The organism is Cereibacter sp. Soil_C_27 (assembly GCF_057657095.1).
Genome location: NZ_JBDGJD010000001.1, coordinates 1,319,326 through 1,340,848, shown reverse-complemented (window position 1 = coordinate 1,340,848; position 21,523 = coordinate 1,319,326). Strand labels below are relative to the sequence as shown.

At 68.0% G+C, this 21,523-nt stretch carries 19 protein-coding genes; 11 read left to right on the top strand and 8 right to left on the bottom strand.

The window, feature by feature from the left end; all coding sequences use genetic code 11:
* Window positions 1–24 precede the first annotated feature (24 nt).
* From AC3A5Z_RS06585 to AC3A5Z_RS06565, 5 genes are all read left to right on the top strand, one after another.
* Window positions 25–1,176: a glycosyltransferase gene (locus AC3A5Z_RS06585; RefSeq protein WP_487518539.1), complete on the top strand. Its 1,152-nt coding sequence runs from the start codon at window positions 25–27 to the stop codon at window positions 1,174–1,176.
* Entirely contained in the window at window positions 1,173–2,150 is a 978-nt protein-coding gene (locus AC3A5Z_RS06580; protein WP_487518538.1) for a glycosyltransferase family 2 protein, read from the top strand. Before AC3A5Z_RS06585 ends, AC3A5Z_RS06580 begins: the two co-directional genes overlap by 4 nt.
* A complete protein-coding gene (locus AC3A5Z_RS06575) occupies window positions 2,147–3,124 on the top strand; it encodes a glycosyltransferase family 2 protein (RefSeq protein ID WP_487518537.1) in 978 nt (325 codons plus the stop codon). Before AC3A5Z_RS06580 ends, AC3A5Z_RS06575 begins: the two co-directional genes overlap by 4 nt.
* A complete protein-coding gene (locus tag AC3A5Z_RS06570; RefSeq protein WP_487518536.1) occupies window positions 3,121–5,475 on the top strand; it encodes a Wzz/FepE/Etk N-terminal domain-containing protein in 2,355 nt (784 codons plus the stop codon). The genes AC3A5Z_RS06575 and AC3A5Z_RS06570 overlap by 4 nt, the downstream gene beginning before the upstream one ends.
* A 121-nt stretch (window positions 5,476–5,596) precedes the next feature.
* Entirely contained in the window at window positions 5,597–5,869 is a 273-nt protein-coding gene (locus AC3A5Z_RS06565) for a hypothetical protein (RefSeq protein WP_487518535.1), read from the top strand.
* A 154-nt stretch (window positions 5,870–6,023) separates the two neighbouring features.
* On the opposite strand, the gene AC3A5Z_RS06560 is transcribed toward AC3A5Z_RS06565, so the two are convergent.
* Complete coding sequence (locus AC3A5Z_RS06560; protein WP_487518534.1) at window positions 6,024–7,901, bottom strand: asparagine synthase-related protein; 1,878 nt, start codon at window positions 7,899–7,901, stop codon at window positions 6,024–6,026.
* Between the two features lie 957 nt (window positions 7,902–8,858).
* Here AC3A5Z_RS06560 and AC3A5Z_RS06555 point away from each other — a divergent pair.
* Window positions 8,859–9,833, top strand: coding sequence for a glycosyltransferase family 2 protein (locus AC3A5Z_RS06555; protein ID WP_487518533.1), 975 nt, complete (start codon window positions 8,859–8,861; stop codon window positions 9,831–9,833).
* On the opposite strand, the gene AC3A5Z_RS06550 is transcribed toward AC3A5Z_RS06555, so the two are convergent.
* Window positions 9,834–11,015 (bottom strand): glycosyltransferase family 2 protein, encoded by a 1,182-nt coding sequence (locus AC3A5Z_RS06550; protein WP_487518532.1) that lies wholly within the window; start codon window positions 11,013–11,015, stop codon window positions 9,834–9,836.
* Window positions 11,016–11,228: 213 nt separating this feature from the next.
* On the opposite strand from AC3A5Z_RS06550, the gene AC3A5Z_RS06545 reads away from it, so the two are divergent.
* The gene (locus AC3A5Z_RS06545) at window positions 11,229–12,005 is read left to right on the top strand and encodes a family 16 glycosylhydrolase (RefSeq protein ID WP_487518531.1); all 777 of its coding nucleotides are present in this window, start codon (window positions 11,229–11,231) and stop codon (window positions 12,003–12,005) included.
* A gap of 16 nt (window positions 12,006–12,021) precedes the next feature.
* On the top strand, window positions 12,022–13,338 hold the full coding sequence (locus AC3A5Z_RS06540) for an O-antigen ligase family protein (RefSeq protein WP_487518530.1): 1,317 nt from the start codon (window positions 12,022–12,024) through the stop codon (window positions 13,336–13,338).
* 64 nt (window positions 13,339–13,402) lie between these two features.
* Here AC3A5Z_RS06540 and AC3A5Z_RS06535 read toward each other — a convergent pair whose 3' ends face one another.
* Entirely contained in the window at window positions 13,403–14,629 is a 1,227-nt protein-coding gene (locus tag AC3A5Z_RS06535; RefSeq protein WP_487518529.1) for a polysaccharide biosynthesis/export family protein, read from the bottom strand.
* A gap of 61 nt (window positions 14,630–14,690) precedes the next feature.
* Window positions 14,691–15,404, bottom strand: a complete 714-nt coding sequence (locus tag AC3A5Z_RS06530) for a sugar transferase (RefSeq protein WP_487518528.1) — start codon at window positions 15,402–15,404, stop codon at window positions 14,691–14,693.
* An 878-nt stretch (window positions 15,405–16,282) separates the two neighbouring features.
* Here AC3A5Z_RS06530 and surE point away from each other — a divergent pair.
* The 3 genes from surE to AC3A5Z_RS06515 are packed head-to-tail and all read left to right on the top strand — an operon-like array spanning window position 16,283 to window position 18,960.
* Entirely contained in the window at window positions 16,283–17,068 is a 786-nt protein-coding gene (surE, locus tag AC3A5Z_RS06525; protein WP_487518527.1) for a 5'/3'-nucleotidase SurE, read from the top strand.
* Window positions 17,065–17,727 (top strand): protein-L-isoaspartate(D-aspartate) O-methyltransferase, encoded by a 663-nt coding sequence (locus AC3A5Z_RS06520; RefSeq protein WP_487518526.1) that lies wholly within the window; start codon window positions 17,065–17,067, stop codon window positions 17,725–17,727. The genes surE and AC3A5Z_RS06520 overlap by 4 nt, the downstream gene beginning before the upstream one ends.
* A gap of 42 nt (window positions 17,728–17,769) precedes the next feature.
* A complete protein-coding gene (locus AC3A5Z_RS06515; protein ID WP_487518525.1) occupies window positions 17,770–18,960 on the top strand; it encodes a LysM peptidoglycan-binding domain-containing protein in 1,191 nt (396 codons plus the stop codon).
* Between the two features lie 89 nt (window positions 18,961–19,049).
* Here AC3A5Z_RS06515 and AC3A5Z_RS06510 read toward each other — a convergent pair whose 3' ends face one another.
* From AC3A5Z_RS06510 to AC3A5Z_RS06495, 4 genes are read right to left on the bottom strand one after another with little or no spacing between them, the layout of a single operon-like run.
* Entirely contained in the window at window positions 19,050–19,886 is an 837-nt protein-coding gene (locus tag AC3A5Z_RS06510; protein ID WP_444665604.1) for an ATP-binding protein, read from the bottom strand.
* Complete coding sequence (tatC, locus tag AC3A5Z_RS06505; protein ID WP_444665602.1) at window positions 19,883–20,749, bottom strand: twin-arginine translocase subunit TatC; 867 nt, start codon at window positions 20,747–20,749, stop codon at window positions 19,883–19,885. Before tatC ends, AC3A5Z_RS06510 begins: the two co-directional genes overlap by 4 nt.
* On the bottom strand, window positions 20,746–21,231 hold the full coding sequence (gene tatB, locus AC3A5Z_RS06500; RefSeq protein ID WP_487518524.1) for a Sec-independent protein translocase protein TatB: 486 nt from the start codon (window positions 21,229–21,231) through the stop codon (window positions 20,746–20,748). The genes tatC and tatB overlap by 4 nt, the downstream gene beginning before the upstream one ends.
* Window positions 21,232–21,258: 27 nt before the next feature.
* Window positions 21,259–21,498: a twin-arginine translocase TatA/TatE family subunit gene (locus AC3A5Z_RS06495; protein WP_136794545.1), complete on the bottom strand. Its 240-nt coding sequence runs from the start codon at window positions 21,496–21,498 to the stop codon at window positions 21,259–21,261.
* Between the last annotated feature and the right edge of the window lie 25 nt (window positions 21,499–21,523).

The window sequence follows — 21,523 nt, the reverse complement described above, 5'->3', positions numbered from 1 at the left end:
ATTTGCGAAAGGACAGCGTACAGAGTGCAACTGCTCTACCTTGCGCACGACCTTGACGATTCCGCGGTCTGGCGGCGCGTGGCAATGCTGCGCGCCGGCGGGGCGGAGGTGCGTGTCGCAGGGTTCCGCCGTCGCACCGGCGCTCTTCCGGGCGAGGCGATCTGCCTCGGCCGGACCGCTGACGCACAGATGCTGCAGCGCGCGGGCTCCGTCCTGCGCACGCTGCTGACGCTGGACGCGCATCTCAAGGATGTGCCCGCCCCCGAGGTGATCGTGGCGCGCAATCTCGAGATGCTGACCCTGGCGGCCCGCGCCCGCAAGCGCTGGCCCTCTGCCGCGCTGGTCTACGAGGTGCTCGACATCCACCGCATGATGCTGGGCGACGGCCCCAAGCCCCGGGCGATGCGGGCGCTGGAACGTCATCTGCTGCGCGATGCGGCGATGGTGCTGACCTCCTCGCCGGGCTTCATCGCCGAATATTTCGAACCCTACCGTCAGACCCGGGCGCCGATCCGGCTGGTGGAGAACAAATGCTTCTTTCCCGGCGTCGCCGCCCCTGCCCCCGCAGCCGCCGTGGCGCGGACCGGCCCGCTGCGCATCGGCTGGTTCGGCATCCTGCGCTGCGCCTGGACGCTGGATTGCCTCGACCGGATCACCCGCGCCGCGCCGGGGCGCTACCATATCGTGCTGCGCGGCAAGCCTGCCGCGGATCAGCTGCCGAATTTCGCCGAGGTCGTCGCCGCCAATCCCGATCTGCATTTCGAAGGGCCCTACCGCAGCCCGGACGATCTGCCCGCGATCTATGCCGATGTCGATCTGGCCTTCCTGATCGACCGCTACGATGCCGGACAGAACTCCGACTGGCTGCTGCCGAACCGGCTCTACGAAGGCTGCCGCCATGGCGCCGTACCGATCGTGCTGACCGGCACGCAGGTGGCGCGGACCCTGGCGGAACGGGGCCTTGGTGTCGCCGTCCCCGCCCCCAAGGCCGAGGAGGTCGCCCGCGTGCTCGAAACTCTCGACCGCTCCACCATCGCCCGGATGAAGGCCGCCGTCGCCGCGGTGCCTGCCGCCGTCTGGACCACCGACGGCGCCGAATGCGCCGATCTCGTTGCCGCGCTGCGGGACCGCCTGCCGGATCGCGCCGCGTCGCAACGCAGGGAGGCCGCGGAATGACCGTGCTCATCATCATCCCCACCCTGAACGAGGCGCTGCACATCGACGGGCTGCTCGACAGCCTGCTGCCCTTCGCCCGGCACTGGCCCGCTCAGATCGTCGTGGCCGATGGCGGCTCCAGCGATGGCACCGACCGGATCGTGGCGCGGCGCGCGGCGGCGGACCCGTCGATCATGCTGCTGCACAATGCCCGCAAGCTGCAGAGTGCGGCCGTCAACCTCGCGGTCGAGACGCATGGCGCCGAGGCCGAATGGCTGATCCGCATCGACGCGCATTCGGCCTATCCCGCCGACTACTGCGAGACGCTCCTGCGCGAAGCCGAGGCGACGGGCGCGGATTCGGTGGTGGTGGGCATGCGGGCCGTCGGCTCGGGCTTCTGGCAGGGGCTGATCGCCGCCGCACAGAACTCACGGTTGGGCAATGGTGGCTCGGCGCATCGCGTGGCACCGCAGGGCCGCTTCGTCGAGCATGGCCATCACGCGCTGATGCGGGTCTCGGCCTTCCGCGCGGTCGGCGGCTATGACGAGAGCTTCAGCCACAACGAGGATGCCGAGCTGGACCTGCGGCTGACCGCGGCGGGCTATCGCATCTGGCTGACGCCGAAGACCCGGGTGGATTACTTCCCCCGCCGCAGCATCCCCGCGCTGGTCCGGCAATATTTCCATTTCGGCAAGGGCCGGGCGCGCAACTTGCTCAAGCACCGCAACCGCCCGGGGATGCGGCAGGTGGTGCTGGTCGCGCTGATGCCCGCGCTGCTGGCGGCGCTGCTGACGCCGCTGAGCCTCGTCTTCGCGCTGCCGCTGCTGCTCTGGCTGGTCGGCTGTGCCGTGGGCGGTCTTGTCATCGCCGGGCAGACCCGCGACCTGCGGGCGCTGTTCTCGGGGCTGGCCGCAGGAGTGATGCATGCCGCCTGGTCGGCGGGGTTCTGGAGCCAGCTGCTCGGCCATCTTGGCGGGCGGAGGGCGCGGGCATGACGCGCATCGCCATAGGCGTCTGCACCTTCCGCCGCCCCGGCCTTGCCGACACGCTGGCCTCGCTCTCGGCGCTGGACTGGCCGGAGGGGCTGAGCGGGGTGATCCTCGTCGCCGACAACGACGACACGCCCTCGGCCAAGGCGCTGGTGGAGAGCTACGCGGCCACGGCGCCGCTGCCGGTGCACTATGTTCATGCGCCCGCCCGCAACATCTCGATCGCGCGCAATGCTGTGCTGGATGCGGCGGCGGAGCGGGGCGTGGGCGCGCTGGCCTTCCTCGACGATGACGAGACCGTGGCGCCGAACTGGATCGCGGCGCTCTGTGCGGCACGGCAGGAGACTGCGGCCGAGGCAGTGCTGGGCCCGGTGCGCGCACATCATGCGCCCGACGCCCCGGCCTGGATGCGCGAGGGTGCCATCCACGACACCCGCCCGGTCTTCCTGCCCGGTGGCGCCATCAAGTCGGGCTACACCTGCAACGTGCTGCTCGACCTCTCTGCCCCCGCGGTGAGCGGGCTGCGCTTCGACCCGTCACGCGGCGTCTCGGGTGGCGAGGACACTGCCTTCTTCGAGACGGTGCTGCGCCGGGGCGGCAGGCTCGGCTATGCCGCCGAAGCCTGGGCGACCGAGGTGGTTCCGGCAAGCCGCGCGCGGCTGTCGTGGCTCCTGAAGCGGCGTTTCCGCATGGGCCAGACCCACGGCAGCCTGATCGGCGAAGGCGCCGGATACGCGCAAAGGCTGAAGCTGGCGGTCGTGGCACTCGCCAAGGCGGCATTCTGTGGTTTTTCAGCCCTTACACGGCTCTTCAACCCTCTGTTACGCAACACGTCGCTGTTGCGTGGGGCCCTGCATGTAGGCACAATGGCTGCGCTCCTCGGAGCTCGGTCCATCTCTATTTATGGTCAAACCGATAATTTCTTGTCTGCCCCCGCTGCGAAGTCCCGCCGCACGTTCTTTCCAAGGAGCCCATTTTGAAGCAGTTCGGATTTCGCATTGCCGACAGTGACAGCCGTCTCGACCAGCCGAGCGCGCCGCCCTCGGGCGATACCATCGACCTGAGCCGTCTGCTGAGCGCCGCGCGCCGTCAGCGCAAGGTCGTGTTCCTTTCCATGGGCGTGGCGCTCTGCCTCGGCCTCGTCTACCTCGCGACCACGCCGAAGACCTATCAGGCCGGCTCGACCGTGCTGCTGGCCGGCAAGGTGAACCGCAGCATCGAGGAAGTCTCGGCGCTCGACACCAGCGCCGTGTCCGACAACGCGCTGGAGAGCGCGCAGGAGGTGATCCGTTCGCAAGCGGTGGCGCTGTCGGTGGTCAAGATGCTCAATCTCGACACCAACGAGTCCTTCCTCTCGCCGCCCTCGTCGCTGTTCTCGCAGGTGACCGGCACGATCCGCTCGGCGATCCGTGCGCCGATCCAGCTGCTGACCCCAGCGGCCCCGGCCGTCGACGGCCCGCCGCCCACCGAGGAAGAACTGGCGGCCCGCCGTCAGGAAGAGGTGGCGCAGACCCTGCAGCAGCAGGTCCGGGTGCAACGCGTCGGACGCAGCAGCGTCTTCGGCATCTCCTTTGCCTCGCATGACCCGGCGCTCGCCGCATCGATCGCCAACGCCTATTCCGAAGCCTATGTCGCCGACCTGCTGAACGCAAACTACGAGGCGACCGAGCGGACGACCGAATGGCTGCAGCAGCGGCTCGAAGAGCTGCAGGAAGCCTCGCGCGAGGCCGCCGTGGCCGCCGAGATCTTCCGCGCCGAAAACGGCCTCGTCTCCTCCCGCGGGGCGCTGATCACCGAAGAGAACGTGGCCCAGCTGAACGCCGATCTGGCCGATGCCGTGACCGCCAGCGCCCGTGCCGGCGCGCTGATGCGCACCTACGAGGCCATCCTCGCCCGCGGCTCCGAAGCCTTCCTCGACGACAGCACCAGCTTCAGCCTGCAGGGCAACGAGCGGCTGATCGAGATGCAGGACCAGCTTTCGGCGCTGAACTCGCGCCTCGAGCGGATCGAGCGCGACTTCGGCGAGGATCACCCGCAGGCGGTGCGTCTGCGCGATCAGGTCACCGAACAGTCGAACCTGCTGTTCAGCGAGCTGCGCCGTCTGCTGGAAGAGGCCCGCGGTGCCTTCGACGTGGCACAGGCGCAGGTGAACGCGCTGCGCGACAGCCTCGGGCTGGCGGTGGACGTGAACTCCGAAGCCGGGCAGAAGCAGGTGCAGCTGAAGTCGCTGGAACAGCGCGCCGACACGCTGACCACGCTCTACCAGACCTTCCTGACCCGCTTCCAGGAAATCGACCAGCAGAAGACCTTCCCGATCTCCAACGTCCGCATCCTCTCGGCCGCCGACGTGCCGCGCGATGCCGCGGCTCCGGGCACCACCTCGGTTCTGGCGCTGATGCTGGTGCTGGGTGCGCTGGCCGGCTCGGGCATCGGTGTGCTGCGCGAATGGCGCGACCGCTTCCTGCGGACCTCGGAAGACGTGCAGATCGACGCGGGCCAGCGGTTCCTCGGCTACCTGCCGACCTTCGAATCCGCCACCTCCGCACCGCAGATCAGCCGCCAGTCCCGCGCCGCCGCGCTGAAGCTCACGGCGCCCGTCCCCGGCATGCCGGTGATCCGCCAGCCGATCTACGCGCTGCAGAACATGCGCTCGCATTACGCCGAGACGCTGCGCAACATCCGCTTCGCCTCCGAGGTCAGCCTTGCCGGCAAGTCGCAGATCGTGATCGGCGTCACCTCGATCCGCCCGGCGGAGGGCAAGTCGTCCGTCGCGCTGAACCTCGCGGGTGTCATGGCGGCCTCGGGCCATTCGGTGCTGCTGATCGACACCGACCCGCGCAACCCCGGTCTCAGCCGTCGCCTCGGCCTGTCGCGCGGTATCGGCCTCGTCGAAGCCGCACTCGGCAAGAGCGACTGGACCAAGGCGCTGCGGGTGATCAGCGACACCGGCGTGCATGTGCTGCCCTGCATCACCCCCGGCTCGATGACCCATTCGAGCGAGCTTCTTGGCTCCAAGGGCATGCGGCAGCTTCTGGCCGCTGCCCGGGCGCGCTACAGCCATGTGATCCTCGACCTCGCGCCGCTCGGCCCGGTGGTCGACGCCCGAGTGGCCCTGCCGCTGCTGGATCAGATCATCATGGTCGCCGAATGGGGCAAAACCCCCAAGGCCCTGATGCGCGAGACGCTGATGCATGAGCCTGCCCTGCAGGAGAAGATGCTGGGCGTCGTGCTGAACAAGGTCGACATGGATGTGCTTCGCGAATACGTGCCCGTCAGCTCGGGCGAGCAGTTCTACGAAGAGTATGGCGACTACATCAGCGGCCGCGCATAATCGCAACAGTTGAGTGACGTTGCGCCGCAGGTTGTAACGGGCCCTTTCCTTTCGGCAGTTTCACGCCTATCTTCCTCCGTAGATGCAATTCAAAGTTGCATTTCTTCGGGGGGAGAACGGTATGAAGCTTGCGACCTTTCTCGCGGGAATGGTGGCTTCGACAGCGCTGGTTACCGGCGTTGCTCTAGCGGCAGAACTGCCGATGGCTGCGGTCATCGGTCTTGCCGTGGCGACGGTGGTGCTGGCTCAGGTTCTCTATCTTGCCCTGATCCTCTTGCTCACCCGGAGCGAGCGCCAGCGGCGCGTGGCAGAGGAGAGCACGGATGCGCAAAACGCGCCCACAGCGGTCGAGTTGGTCATCGCCGGCCGGCACCGTGAGTCCCGCCGGGGTTAGTCCCCTTGCTCCCTGACTGACGCAAGTTCCTCGCCGTCGTCACGGACGCCCATGCGACCCGGTCGGCCGTGCACCCCGGCGCTCAAATCGTCGGTCGAGGCACGATCACCCATCCTACCCTGTCGCTATTCAGACCGAGGTATGGCCCTCAACGTCACGCCGGACTCCTCCGGTCGCTGAGGCTGCGGCCCGGGGTTTCGCGCCGCTCCAGCCATTCCGCCAGCCAGAGCGCCGCCCAGACTTGCCGCAGTGTCGCGCCATCGGCCTCGCCCTTCCGCAGCGCCGATACCCCGCTGCGGAAGGCTTCCATGTCCACATGATCGGCCATCGGCCCGGGCGAGGCGCTGCAGAGTTCGGCCAGACGGTCGCCCGAGGCATCCAGCATGGCGCGGCGGGCGCTGGTCGTGAAGTCGGTCTTGTCGCGCCGCAGCCGCACCTTGTCGGGAAGCACACCTTCCATCGCATGGCGCAGCAGGGCACGGGTCATGCCGTCGTGGAACTTGGCCGAGGGCGGTTGCGCCACGCAAAGCTCCACCACTCTGCGGTCGAAGAACGGATAGCGCGGGTCCACCCCCTGCCGCGCCGCGGCCCGGTCCAGCACCTCAAAGGCGGTCGCGATGCCGGGATTGGTCAAAAGGCTGATGTGATGCTGCTGATCCGGCGTGCGCCCCGTGGCCACGCCATGGGCAGAGCGTACCCGGTCCACCAACGAGGTGCGCCGGGCCAGATCGGACCGCACCATGCGCCGCCACTGGCTGTCGTCCTCCACCCCGCTGCCGCCGAGCCGCCGCGCAAGGCCGCGCAGCATGCGGCTGCGGGCATTCCCCGCCACGAGATCGCAGAACACGTCGAACTTCGGCTCGTCATGGACCGCCGCCAGCCCGTCGGACTGCCGCCAGAGGTCACGCCACCGCCCCTCGCGCGCCAGTTCCTGCAGCCGGGTGACGCCGGAGGAGATGACCTCGTCACCGCCATGCCCGTCCAGCAGGACCCGCACCCCGGCCTGACGTGCCGCCGCGTAAAGCCGACGCTGGGTCGGCAGACCGATCCCGGGAAAGGGCTGCTCCTGCTCGGCCAGCAGGGCGGCGTTGTCGACAGGCCCACCCGTCGCCGCGCCGACCCAGTGCAGGTCGAAATGGCCGAGCGCATGGCTCGCCGCGATATAGGGCCGCTCGTCCAGTTCGGGGCGGTCGTTGAACAGCAGCGAGAAGACCGGCAGCGGCTGCGGCAGATGCCGCGCCGCCAGCAGCGCAAGCGAACTCGAATCGAGCCCGCCGCTGAGCATCGCCCCGACGGGCGCGCCCCGCAGACGGCAGGCCACGGCCCGATCGAGCGCGGCGCGCAGGGCTTCGGGGCCCGAGGGCGCGGCGAAGGGTTCGGGTTCCAGCTTCCACCAGCGCCGCGTCTCGGCCCGCCCCGCCTGCACCATCAGCAGATGGCCAGGTGCCAGACGGCTGATGCCGCGCCAGGCGGTGCGGCTGTTGCAGGTGGGCTGGCCCGCGAGGAACTCCGCGATCCAGACCTCGTCGGGTGTCTCGCGGCCCTTGCCGAAGATGCCGAGCAGCGGGGTGATCTCGCTCGCCACGGCGATGCCCTGCGGTGTCACGCGGAAGACGAAGGGCTTCACGCCGAAACGGTCGCGGGCGCAGAAGAGCCGCTGCAGCGCCGGGTCCCAGAGCGCGAAGGCAAAATCGCCCTCGATCCGCGCCAGAGCGTCGATGCCCCAGCGGTCATAGGCCGCGAGCACCAGCGCGGCATCCCCCGCCAGCGGCTGGCCCAGCTGCCGCGCCAGATCCTCCGGCGCATCGAGCCGGATTTCGCCGGTCAGCACCGGCCCACCGGCACGCAGTTGCCAAGGCCCGGCGCTGTCGCCCAGATCGAGCCAGGCATGACCAAGCGCGACACCCCGCCCCTCGTGCAGATGCAGCCCCTGCGGCCCGCGATGGCGCAGCGCCGTGAGTATGGTCTGGGTGCGTGCTCTGGCGACCGAAGGATCGCCCGCAAAGGCAACATAGCCGGCGAAACCGCTCATGCCGTCGGGCCCTGCGACGGGGAGGCAAAGCGCGGCGGGGCGGCTTTCATGCTCGGAGGGCTGGGGGTCGTGTCGAGGAGGGCGATCTTGTCCGCAGAGGCGCAGTCGACGCAGCCGGGCGCGGTCAGGACGGTGTCGATCCGGAAATTCTTCATGGGAAGCCTGCAAATTCAAATTCAAAGGGTCGGGCCAGGCGCGGAATGAGCGAGGAAGCTCTATGCAGATCTGTCAATTCAGAAGCTGCGGATCAGGAGGTGGTCAGCTTGCCGCCACGCGGCTGCCGGTCGGCAAGGTCAATCTCTTGGAGTCAAGCAGGGCACGGAGCAGCGGAGATGATCTGCACTTCAATGATCCTCGTTACATCACTTGGCGGGCATGTCGTTCAGCGTTGTCGCGTCTCGAGGACCTGTCAACTTGTCCGGAAGACCAAAGATCCGCGCGACCTCGCCGATCCGGGCTTTCCTCGCTCCGAACTGCGGCTTTTTCCTGTTCGCCGGGCATGGGAACCAAGGGTGGTTAAAAGAGCCTTTCACATGTCGCTTAATTAATGCGCATTCGTCGCGCGCCCCGGTAAAGCCCTTCAATTGAAAGTTGCATCGCCCATTTTGCTTTCGCTTTTGAACTGCATGACGCTTCCAATTCGAATCGTATCGTCCGGATGTCTTCTTTCGCAGAGGTCTGTCACCAGTTGCGCCCTCGCCAGAAGGTCCGGCCGCCCCTGCGTCATCGCCAGCTCGCCCCCGCCGCATCCCCGCTGAAATCCCGCCGCGGCTGCTGGTCTCGCCCCGGGCAGGGCAGGATAGACTGCCCGCGCCCCCGGTCCCTGCTCCGGCCATTGCGCGGCAGAGGGCCGATGCGCTATGCCGGGGCCGGGCCTGCGCCCTCCGAAGCCCATCGCCGCAGCATGAGCCTTGCGCTGCCCCGGCACAGCGGCCCCGCCGCGGAAGGAAGCCCTCCATGACCCAAGCCACGATCTGCGTCATCATCGCCGCCCGCAACGCCGCCGACACCATCGGCCGCGCCGTCGCCTCGGCGCTGGCCCAGCCCGAGGTGGCCGAGGTGCTGGTCGTGGATGACGCCTCCACCGATGCGACCGGCGCCGCTGCCGGGGCGGTGAGCGATGGCAGCGGGCGCCTGCGCGTGATCCGGCTGGCGGAGAACGGCGGACCTTCGGTCGCGCGCAACCGCGCCATCGCCGAGTCGCAAGCACCGTTGATCGCCATCCTCGACGCCGACGACTTCCTGCTGCCGGGTCGTTTCGCCGCCATCGCGGGCAGCGATCTGGATCTGGCTGCCGACAACATGGTCTTCGTCTCGCCCGAACGGGCCGAGACGATCTCGCCCGCCGATCTGCCCGCGTTCCCCGCGGGCTTCCGACCGGTCGATGCCATCGGCTTCGTGCTGGGCAACATCTCCAGCGGCAAGGTGCGGCGCGGCGAGCTCGGCTTTCTCAAGCCGGTGATGGCACGCGCCTTCCTCGACCATCACGGGCTCCGCTATGACGAGAGCATGTGGCTCGGCGAGGATTACGACCTTTACGTGCAGATGCTCCTGCGCGGGGCGCGTTTCGGTCTGACGCGGCACGTCGGCTATGTCGCGGTGGAGCGGGGCGGCTCTCTCAGCGGGCGGCATCGCACTTCGGATCTGGTGGCGCTGGAGGCGGCCTGCCGGCGCCATGCGGCGACGCCGGGGCTCGCGCCGGATCTGCGCGCCGCCATCGCAGCGCACCTGCGGCAGGTGACGGGCAAGCGGCTGCTGCGCGAGTTCCTCGACACCAAGCGCGCCACGGGCTTCGGCGGGGCACTGGCCTATGCGCTGTCGCCGCCCTCGCGCTTCCTGCCCATCGCCCGGGGTGTGGCGCGCGACAAGCTGGCGGCGCTGCGCCCTGCCCCCCCGGCCCCAGAGACCGACCGGCTGCTTCTGACCGAGTGATCAGCCCCGCGTCGCCCCCGGCGGCAGCACCCCCTCGGCGCCGGTGACCCGGGCCGAGGCGAAACGTGGCACCATCCAGAGCAGATGCAGCGCCTCCGCCCCGCGCACCTCGAGCCTGAGGTCATGCCGGGCAGCAAGGTCGGAGAGCCGCGACAGCAGCGGCGCGGGCGGCACCGCCACCGGCGTCTCGGGCGGCAACAGCGGGGGCACCGACTCGCCGCCCTCGCCCAGCACCAGATCGAGCGGCGTGCGCGCCACCGACACCGCAGCCTTGCGCTGCATCCGCTCCTTCACCGAACGCGCGAGCTCCAGCGACAGACCCGGTCGCGCCGCCAGAGCGCCGAGCGAGGCCCCTGCCTGCCGGCCCTTCATCGCCGCCACCAGCCGCTCGAAGGCCAGCATCCGGTCGAGCGCCGCCCGCCGCCGCGCCATCGCCGCGGCCAGCGCCGGATCTGAGAGCCCCAGTGCCGATCGGTCGTGCGCCGCGATCAGCGGCTCCAGCGCCGCCACCGACAGCCGGTGCGAGATCGAGGCCGAGTGGCGTCGATAGAGATAGAGCGCCTCGGGCAGCAGGAAGACCCGCGCCCCGCGCAGGATCAGCCGGAGATAGACGTCGTAATCCTCGCCGATCCGCACCGCCTCGTCATAGCGCAGATCCCCCCAGGCCGAGCGCCGCACCAGAGGCTTCAGATAGCCCAGCGGCGGCAGGTCGGCCCGCCCGCTGTTGGCCTCGACGAAAAGCCTCGCATCGACCGGCTTCGGCGCGGTCAGCGCCAGGGAGCCGAGCAGCGTGCGCCCGCTCGCATCCACCGTCTCGCCGAAGAACAGCATGTCATCGGCCACCGCATCGGCCCCGAGCGCCGTCGCCGCCGCCAGCAGACGCTCCAGCCGGGCCGGGTGCATCAGATCGTCCGAATCCATGATCGCCAGCCACTCGCCCGTCGCGGCCTCCACCGCCCGGTTGCGCGCGGCGGAGGGGCCGGCGTTCACCGGCTGCTCGATCAGCCGCACGCGCGGGTCTTGGGCCATCGCCTGCCGCACCAGCGCGGCACTGCCGTCGCCCGAGGCATCGTCGACCACGATCAGCTCCAGATCGGCATGGCTCTGCCGCAGCACCGAGGCCATGGCCTCGGGCAGATAGGCGGCGCCCCGGTAGTTCGCCATCAGCACAGAAATCCGCATCCGTCCTCCGTCATTTCGTTCCGCCTAGCACATCGCGCGGCGGATGTGGCGGGGCGATCTTCGCCCGGCTCCTTCTTGCTCACCTTTGCGTCAATGCTTGCCGCAGGCGCGAAATTCCTGCCGGCGAGGGGTGCAATGCCTGAGGCTTTGGGCTAGTCTCGCGGGAGTTTGCATTACATTCGACCAAACGGATTATATGGAGAAGACTTCGGGATGATCTTCAACCCGCGTACACCGCTTTCCGGTGCAGCCCTCGCAACGCTCCTTCTGGCCCTTCCCGCCGCGGCAGCCGAGCCCACCAGCTTCTTCGACCCCTTCGACCAGATCAGCGAAGACCGCTGGTTCATCTCCGACGGCTGGAGCAACGGCCCGCACCAGAACTGCACCTGGGGCCGCCGCGCCATCGGGCTGACCGACGGGGTGATGCAGTTGTCCTTCCTCCCCGACCCGAGCGGCAACAACGCCAATGTCTGCTCCGAAGTCCAGACCCATGCCGTCTTCGGCCATGGCGTCTACGAGGCGCGGATGAAGACCGACCACAGTCAGTCCGGCATCAACGCGGCCTTCTTCACCTATATCGGCCCGGTGCACAAACAGCCGCATGACGAGATCGACTTCGAGATCCTGACCCGCGACACTGCTTCGGTGGATGTGAACACCTATGTCTCGGGCGAGCCGAAAAACGGCGGCAAGGTCGCACTGCCCTCGCCCGCCAACGAGGAGTTCCACGTCTATTCCTTTCACTGGCAGCCCGACCGTCTGCGCTGGTATGTCGACGGCAAGCTGATGCACGAGGCGACCGAGAACCTGCCGACGACGCCGCAGAAGATCTTCTTCAGCCACTGGAGCACCGATACCCTGACCGACTGGATGGGCCCCTTCGCTGTGCCGGAAGCGCCGGTAACGCTTGAGGTGGACTGGGTGGGCTTCACCAAGGAGGGGGAGCCCTGCCAGTTCCCCGAGTCCGTGCTCTGCACCGCCGCCGACTGAGCAGAGAGGCCAGACCATGACCGCCCGGCCTCTGGCTCTGCCCTACAACCGCGATCTCAAGCTGATCGACGTCTGCCCGACCAGCGTCCTCGCCTTCATGGTGGTGATGTCGCTTCTGCTGGTGCCGTGGATCGGCACTCTGGCAGCGCTCGTCTTCCTTCTGTCGGGCCTCGTCCTCGTGGTGCGACGGCCGCAGACCATGCTGATCGAGATTCGCCAGTACTGGACGGTGCTGGCGATCGCCTTCTGGTGCCTGCTGACGGTGCTCTGGTCGAACTACGGCACGATCACCCTGCGGGCGGCGATCCAGCTTCTGATCACCTTCGGCATCGCGATCTCGATGGCGAACCGGCTCTCGCCACGCGCCTTCCTGCGGATGATCTTCCTCTCGCACCTCGCGGCCGCGGTGTTGAGCGTGCTCTTCGGCGAGATCCGCTCGGACGGGGGCGGCTGGATCGGCATCTTCGGCTCGAAGAATGCGCTCGCGGGCGTCATGTCGCTTCTGGTGCTCGCCGCCTTCGCCGTGTCGATCGACAAGCGGCAGTCGATGTTCTGGCGGCTTCTGGGGCTGGTCGGGCTGGCGGCGGGGTCGTTCATCCTGGTGCAGGCGCAGTCCAGCGGCGCGCTGCTCACCACGATCATCGCGGTGATGTTCGGCATGCTGCTGCTTGCCGCCCGCTGGATGAGCCCCCTGCAACGGATCGTCATCATCGGGCTTGGCCTCATCGCCGCGCTGGCGGCGGCGATCCTGATGTACACCCTGCAGGACATGCTCTTCGACCTCCTGCTGGAAACCACCGGCAAGGATGCCACCCTCACCGGGCGCACCGAGCTCTGGCAGCGCGCCTTCGACGAGATTTCGCTGAACCCGCTGTTCGGGCAGGGCTTCCAGGCGGTCTGGGTCGTCGGCAATCCGGTGGCCGAGGCGATGTGGGCCGAATTCGGCATCGAGAGCAAGACCGGCTTCCACTTCCACAACACCTTCATCTCGAACGCGGTGGAGATCGGCCTGATCGGGGTCGCGCTGCAGGCGGCGGGTCTGATCGGCGGTGGCATTCTCACGCTGCTCTGGGCGCTGCGCGAGCCGCGGGCCGACACGATCTTCCTCGCCATCGTCATGCTCCGGGTGCTGATCTTGAGCATCACCGAGGTGGTGGGCTATCTGCAGTTCGACCTGAGCACGGTGATTGCGCTCTGCGCGCTGGTCTTCGGGACCAGGGCGCAGCGGGCCTACCGGATGAGCCAGCAGCCGCCACGGCCCACGCCCGTGCCGCTGCGGCCCGCCGATCCCTGGCCGATGGCCGAGGACGGATCGGAGCCGACCCCAGCCTGAGCCCCCGCAGCAGACAGCAAAAGGCCCCGCCTGTGGCGGGGCCTTTTGTCTGGCTAGTCGTCTGTCAGTTTGTCGATGGCGGGCGCAGCGTCATCTCGATCAGGTCACCCGGCTTTAGCTCGACATCCATCGCATCCGGGATCTCCTCGGCACCGTCGCCTTGATGCCGGATGATCGTCACCTCGACCTGCGCCGCCAGTGCACCGGAATCCACCGCCAGATCCTGTCCCTGCGCCTGCGTCATCAGGCTGATGGCAAGGCTGCGCTCGGTATCCACCCGGCGCTCGGCTTCCAGCACAGAGGCCTCGACCTCCTGCAGCTGCTCGGCCACCTCGGAGGAGCGCGTGTCGATCAGCGCGATCCGGTCGCGCTCGGCATTGGCGACACCCTGACGCGCCCGCAGCACCGCGGTGGAGACGTCGAGCAGCGAAGCCTCGATCGAGGCCAGCGTGCGCTGTGACTCGAAGAGCCGCGCATTGGCCACCAGTCCACGTTCCGACAGGTTGGTCGCGTTCTCGACCTCGCGTTGGCCGAGCTCGATCTGGGTCTCCAGCGCCGTGCCCTTGGCGGTCAGCGACTCGATCTCGGCCTCGAGCAGTTCCTTCTGGCTCTGGATCGCCGCCAGTCCGCGCGCCAGCTGGTCGCGGCGCAGCGCCATGAAGGCGACTTCTTCCTGCACCAGCGCCTGACTGCGCGGCGTATCTTCCAAGAGCGGCACCGGGGTGAACTCGGTCTCCCCGTCCCGCTCCGCCTCGAGCCGTGCCCTGCGCACCCGCAGGGCATCGAGTTGGTCGAGATAGATCCGCAGCGTGCCCTGCCCCGAGATCAGCTCGCGCAGCGTGGCCGGGGTGCGACGGATCTCGTCGCTTGGCCCGCCCGCCATGGCGATGGCCTGACGCGCGGTCAGCCCGGGGCGGTAGACCACCTCGCCGGGCGTCTGCACATGTCCGGAAACAATGATCGGCTGATATTTGGCGATTTCCACCGTCGCGTCCGGCAGGTCGGCCAGCGCCAGACGCTGCTTCAGCCCGTCGGAAATCTCGGCTCCCACCTCGAACGGCGCCTTGCCCGCGGCCAGCACCGGCCCGAGAAACGGCACCGAGATCGAACCGTCCGGCCCGACCTCGTATTCACCGGCCAGCGCTTCCCATTCGCGCATCGTGCCATCGACCGGCAGCCACTCCAGCACGCGCAGCCGCAGCACGTCGCTGACCGAGATCTTATAGGGTTCGGCGGCGAGAGCGCCGGGCATAATCCCGATGATCATCGCCGCCAGAAGAGGGAACTTCATCCCTGCCATTGTCGTACCTCGTCTACTCTGCAACTGCCACGCATAGGGCGCCAATAGGCCCTCAGCACGAGCCGCGCGATTTCAGCACAGCCGGGATGGTGCGCAGGATGATGGAAAGATCGGCAAGAAGATTCCAGCGCATCACGTAGAAACGGTCGAGCTGGACGCGCTTGCGATAGCTCAGATCGCTGCGCCCGCTCACCTGCCACATGCCGGTCAGGCCCGGGCGGGTCCGCAGGTAGTGGCCGGCCGAGGCATTGTAGCGGCGCAGCTCGGCAGCAACAACCGGGCGCGGGCCAACGACGCTCATTTCACCCATCAGGATGTTGAACAGCTGCGGCAGTTCGTCGATCGACAGCATGCGGATCACCGCACCGATCGGCGTCACCCGCGGATCGTTGCGCAGCTTGCGGTCATTGGCCCATTCGCGCTGCGCCTCGAGATTGCCGCGCAGATGGCGCTCGAGCACGGTGTCGCCGTCCACGACCATCGAGCGGAACTTCCAGCAGCGGAAGGTCCGCCCGCCGAAGCCGACGCGCTGGTGACCGTAGAGGATCGGTCCGTTGCTGCTGGCCCAGATGATCAGCGCCACGCCGATCATCAGCGGGGCGAGAGCGATCAGCGCGTTTACCGCGATGAAAATATCAAGAGCGCGTTTGGCGATACCCCCGACCGGACGGGTCTGGGGATCGTTGATCGCGGGAAGGGTGGCGGCGAAAATATGGTCCGGATTGTATTGGTCCGGCGTCAAAGAAGACTGCGGGTTGAATTTCATGAAACACCTTTTCGTTCGAGCGTCGCCGCTCATCACATAGCGAAGTTAACCGTAATTTATGACGAACTCCCGCAACATTCAGAGCGACAGGCGAGAACCTGCAAATGGCCGCTCCGAAAAGGACGGAATTCGCCAATAAGGCGAGTTAAGCACAAATTTTAAGCATAATGTAGGCGAAAATGCTGCACCTGCGTTGCTGCGGCCGCGAAGCCAGTTGGGGTCGAAAACTCGAATCACTGTCGAATGCCACTCGTGATTCTTGCAAGAATGATTCGTGGAAACGACCGTACACTTCTGTAGAACCAATGCAGGCTGCCCGAAAGGAGTAGTTTCGCAGGCAAAATCCTGCCGAGCCGCCGGGTCTCTCGCGTGAGCGCCCGCCGCCAAGCTTCTGCAATCGTGGCCCAAATGAGGCGCAGCGCCGGTTTTCCGGCGGCCGATCGATGAAATTTCCCGAAAGCGACGGCCAAGCCACGCCGTAACGTGATACAACTTATAGGTGCGCGGCGCCGCTTCTCCAGTCACCTCAGGCTGCAGGGCAGCATGCCCCGCCGAGGGGGCGACAGGCAGCCGCGATGCCGCAGCTGCATCCTGCAGGGGAGCCACGCTCCAAAGGCGCGCCGAAAGATGCGCGCCTTGATCTGCAACCGGAGGTTCTTGATGGGTCATGGACTGCCTTCTGCCTTGGGTCACCGTCTTCGCGGCGTTCAGCACGTTTCAACCCGAAGCGCCACGGAAGGTTCCCTTCTAAGGGGCTGACTCTGCGTCATTGGCAAAGAGGTCGCGGTCGCGGCCCAAGTCGGGCCGCCTGCCCGTCTCTCGCTTTACCACCGGGCTGGCCTCGTCTAATCAGGGGATGACCCAACACAGGCGGCCCCATGCGCATTCTGATCACCAACGACGACGGCATCAACGCACCGGGCCTGGAGGCTTTGACTGAAATCGCGACCGAACTCGCCGGGCCGGAGGGCGAGGTCTGGATCGTCGCCCCTGCCTTCGAGCAGTCGGGGGTCGCGCATTGCATCAGCTACACCCACCCGATGATGATCGCCAAGCTCGGCGAGCGCCGCTATGCCGCCGAGGGCAGCCCCGCCGATTGCGTGCTGGCGGCGCTTTACGACGTGCTGCAGGGCGCCAAGCCCGATCTGGTGCTCTCGGGCGTGAACCGGGGCAACAACTCGGCCGAGAACGTGCTCTATTCCGGCACCATCGGCGGCGCGATGGAGGCGGCGCTGCAGGGCCTGCCCGCCATCGCCCTGTCGCAGTTCCTCGGCCCGCGCACCGAAGGTCTGGCCGACCCGTTCGAGACCGCCCGCACCCATGGCGTCGCGGTGATCCGGGCGCTGCTCGACCGCGGGCTCTGGGATGGCGAAGATTACCGGCTGTTCTACAACGTCAACTTCCCCCCCGTTCCCGCCGCCGAGGTGAAGGGCCACCGCGTCGCGGCGCAGGGCTTCCGCCGCGATACCTCCTTCGGGGTGGAGCCGCATATCTCGCCCTCGGGCCGGAAATTCCTCTGGATCAAGGGCGGCGCCCAGCAGTCGCCCACCCTGCCCGGCACCGACGCCGCGGTGAACCTCGAAGGCTACATCTCGATCACCCCGATGCGCGCCGACCTGACCGCCCATGACCGGCTGGCCGAGCTCGAGGCCCTGCTCGGATGACAGCGGACGCGCCCGGCGACGATACCCCGGCCGAGCGCCAGATGCGCTTCCTCTTCGCCCTTCGCTCGCGCGGGGTGACGGATGGGCGCGTGCTGACGGCGATGGAGCGCATCGACCGCGGTGCCTTCGTCAAGGGCCTCTTCGCCGACCGCGCCTACGAGGACATGCCGCTGCCCATCGCCTGCGGCCAGACCATCAGCCAGCCCTCGGTGGTCGGGCTCATGAGCCAGGCGCTGTCGGTCAGCCCCCGCGACAAGGTGCTGGAGGTCGGGACGGGCTCGGGCTATCAGGCCGCGGTCCTGAGCCAGCTCGCCCGCCGCGTCTACACCGTCGACCGGCACCGGCGGCTGGTGCGCGAGGCCTCCGAGATCTTCCGCCAGCTGCATCTGACCAACATCACCGCCTTTGCCGCCGACGGCAGCTTCGGCCTGCCCGATCAGGCACCCTTCGACCGCATTCTTGTGACCGCTGCGGCAGAAGACCCGCCCGGCCCCCTATTGGCGCAACTCAAGATCGGGGGTATCATGGTGGTCCCGGTCGGGCAGACTGACGCCGTGCAGAACCTGATCAAGGTGACCCGCCTCGAACAGGGGTTCGACTACGAAGAGCTGCGGCCGGTGCGTTTCGTGCCGCTGGTCGAGGGGCTCGGGTCCGACTAGAGACGCCCCGGGATCAACCCGGGCCTGACGAGAGGCAGAGCCATGATGAACCGCCCCCCGCTGAAGCACGCCCTCGGCCTGACCACAGCGCTCGCGCTGCTGGCCGGCTGCAGCACCAACGGCTCCGATCTGGACTGGGACCTGCGCAGCAGCGTCGGCGCGGTCAATACCGCCGAAGCCGCGCGGCAGGCCACGGCGCAGCGCCCGCAGGCCGATGCGCGCGGCGTGCTGTCCTACCCCGGCTATCAGGTCGCGGTGGCGCAGCGCGGCGACACGGTGACGACGCTGGCCACCCGCGTCGGCGTCAACGTCAACGAGATCGCGAGCTTCAACGCGCTCCAGCCCGGCGATCCGCTGCGCCCGGGCGAGGTGCTGGCCCTGCCAACCCGCGTCGCCGCCGCGCCGACACCGATGACCCCGGTTGTCTCCGGCACCGCCTCCCCGGGAGCCATCGACGTGAGCGCCATCGCCACCACCGCGCTCGACCGCGCCGGCAGCGCGACGCCCGCCGCCGCCCCTGCCCCGGTCGCCGCCGCCCCGGTCGGCGCCGAGCCCGCGCGCCACAAGGTCGTGCGCGGCGAGACCGCCTATTCCATCGCCCGCACCTACAATGTTTCGGCCAAGGCACTGGCGGAATGGAACGGCCTCGGCCCGGATCTGGCGGTGCGCGAGGGCCAGTTCCTCATCATCCCGACGGCGATCCCCGGCCAGCGCGCGCCCTCGCCCGTGGCGATTACCACCGCCCCCGGCAGCGGCTCGCCCACGCCGGAGCCGCCCTCGGCGGCGAAGCCCCTGCCCGACGAGAAGCCGCTGCCCGCCAATGCGCCGACCCCGGGCACGCCCAGCTCGCCCGACCTCGGCAGCCAGCGCAGCGCCGCCTCGGCCTCGCGTCTGGGCTTCCCGGTGCAGGGTTCGATCATCCGCGGCTATGTGAAGAAGAAGAACGACGGCATCGACATCGCCGCCGCCGCGGGCACCAGCGTCAGCGCCGCCGCCGACGGCACGGTGGCCGCGATCACTGCCGACACCGATCAGGTGCCGATCCTCGTGATCCGCCACCCCGACAACTTGCTGACAGTCTATGCCAATATCGACGGCATCAAGGTGCAGAAGGGCGCATCGGTGAAGCGCGGCCAGCCCATTGCCGTGGTGCGTCGGGCCGATCCGGCCTTCCTGCATTTCGAGGTGCGCAAGGGGTTCGAGTCGGTGGATCCGATGCCTTACCTGCAATAGGCCCGTCCGGCCCCGGCCCCGGGGGCTGTCTGCCCCCGGACCCCCGAGGATATTTTTCGACAGAAAATGGGGGTGGGAGGCGCTGCGCCTCAGATCCTCACGCCGTGCCGGGCGGCGAGGTCGGTGAAGAACTGCCAGGCGACGCGGCCCGAACGGGCGCCGCGGGTCGCCTGCCATTCGATGGCCTCGGCCCGCAGCACGTCTTCGGCCACTTCGACGCCATGCGCCGCGCAATACCCGCGGATCATCTCGAGATATTCGTCCTGCGAGCAGGGGTGGAAGCCGAGCCAAAGGCCGAAACGGTCGGAAAGCGAGACCTTTTCCTCCACCGCTTCCGAGGGGCTGATCGCGGTGGAGCGCTCGTTCTCGATCATGTCGCGCGGCATCAGGTGGCGGCGGTTCGAGGTGGCGTAGAGGATCACGTTATCGGGCCGCCCCTCGATTCCGCCGTCGAGGATCGCCTTCAGCGACTTGTAATGCTGGTCGTCATGGCTGAACGACAGGTCGTCGCAGAACAGGATGAACCGCGCCTCCGAGGCCCGCAGATGCTTCAGGAGCCGCTGCACCGAGGGCAGATCCTCGCGGCTCAGCTCGACGATCTTCAGGGGCAGGCCCTTGGCCACCACGGCGGCATGCACCGCCTTGACGAGGCTCGACTTGCCCATCCCCCGCGCGCCCCAGAGGAGCGCGTTGTTGGCGGGCAGGCCGCGGGCAAAATGCTCGGTGTTCTCCAAGAGGATGTCCCGCGCCCGGTTCACCCCGATCAGCAGCGCCAGATCGACGCGCGAGACCCGCGCCACCGGCTCCAGCCGGTCGGGCGCGGTGTGCCAGGCGAAGGCCTCGGCGCCGGAGAAGTCCGGGGCGGCGGCGGGGGCCGGGCTCAGGCGCTCCAGAGCCTCAGCGATGCGCAGGAGCGTATCGGTCATGCCTTGTCGTCAGCCTCTTCCTCGTCATCCTCGAACCACAGGCCCTCCGCACGCAGCTTGGCCTCGCGCTTCTTCTCGATGCGGCGGATCAGGAGGATGGAGATCTCGTAGAGCGGGTAGATCGCGCCGAACAGGATGGCTTGCGACATCATGTCGGGCGGCGTCACCACGGCGGAGAGGATCAGGATCAGCACGATGGCGTATTTGCGCATGCCGACCAGGCTCGCGGCCGAGATCAGCCCGGCCTTGCCCATCAGCGTCAGCAGAACCGGCAGCTGGAAGCAGAGGCCGAAGGCCATGATGAAATTGGTGGTCAGCGCCAGATACTGCTCCATCGAGCCCTGGAACAGGATGCCCGCCGTCCCCGGCGCCGCCGTCACCACGCCCTCGATGGCGGTGGGGTTGGCGGCGTTGGTCATCTGGAAGCCGAGGAAGAAACTGAACGCGATCGGCAGCACGATGTAGAAGGAGAAGGCCGCGCCCAGCAGGAACATCAGCGGTGAGGCCACGAGGAACGGCAGGAACGCGTTCTTCTCGTTCTTGTAGAGCCCGGGCGCCACGAAGCGCCACATCTGATAGGCGATCAGCGGGAAGGACAGCATCAGCCCGCCCATCACCGAGATCCGGATGGCGACGAAGAAGCCCTCCTGCAGCTTGATGAGGATGAGCGAGCAGGCCTGATCGCGGGCCGCCAGCGCATCGCACATCGGCTCGGTGAGGAAGTTGAAGATCGGGCTCCAGACCGTGAAGGCGATGCACATGCCGACGAGGAAGGCGCCGAGCGAATAGATGATCCGGTTGCGCAGTTCGGCCAGATGCTCGATGAGCGGAGCGGCGCTGCTGTCGATGTCGTCGGCGCTCATGCGTCACCCTTCGGCGGTTCGGCAGGCTGCGGCGCAGCCGGGGTCTCGGGGGCGGCAGCCTCGGGTGTCGGGACCGACGCCGGAACCGGCGGCTTCGGCGCCGTGCCTGCATTGGCGGCGGCAGCGGCGGTGGCCGCCTTGGCCGCCTGCGCATCGGCCAGCGCCTGCGTCGCGGGGCCCTTCGGCAGCGTCGGGCGCGACTTCATCGGGTCCCAGGCCTCGAACTTGGTCGCGGCATCCTTCACCGCGTCCAGCCCCATGCTCTTTGCCGAGGTCGCGTTCTTCACGTCCTTGGCCACGTCTTTCAGCCCGGTGTCATCCGCCGCAGCCTCCATCGCGCGCTGGAACTCGCGCGCCATGCTGCGGGCCTTGGCCGTGAAGCGGCCCAGCGTGCGGAACATCTCGGGCAGGTCTTTCGGCCCGATCACGATCAGCGCCACCACCCCGATCACCATGAGTTCGGACCAGCCGATATCAAACATGAGTCACCTCAGCGCTGCGCGGCAAGGTCAGACCTTATCCCGTTCCACCGGCGTCACGTCGCGCACGTCGGTGCGGGCGTCGCTGCGCAGGTCGGGGGCCGTCGCCGGCTTCTCCAGTTCGGCGGTTTCTTCCTTCACGCCCTTCTTGAAGGCGGAGATCCCCTTGCCAACCTCGCCCATGAGCGAGCTGACCTTGCCGCGGCCGAACATCACCAGCACGACGACTGCGATCAAAAGAAGGCCGGGCAAACCGATATTGTTGAGCATGTGTCTCTCCTTCGGGCCGCGGAAC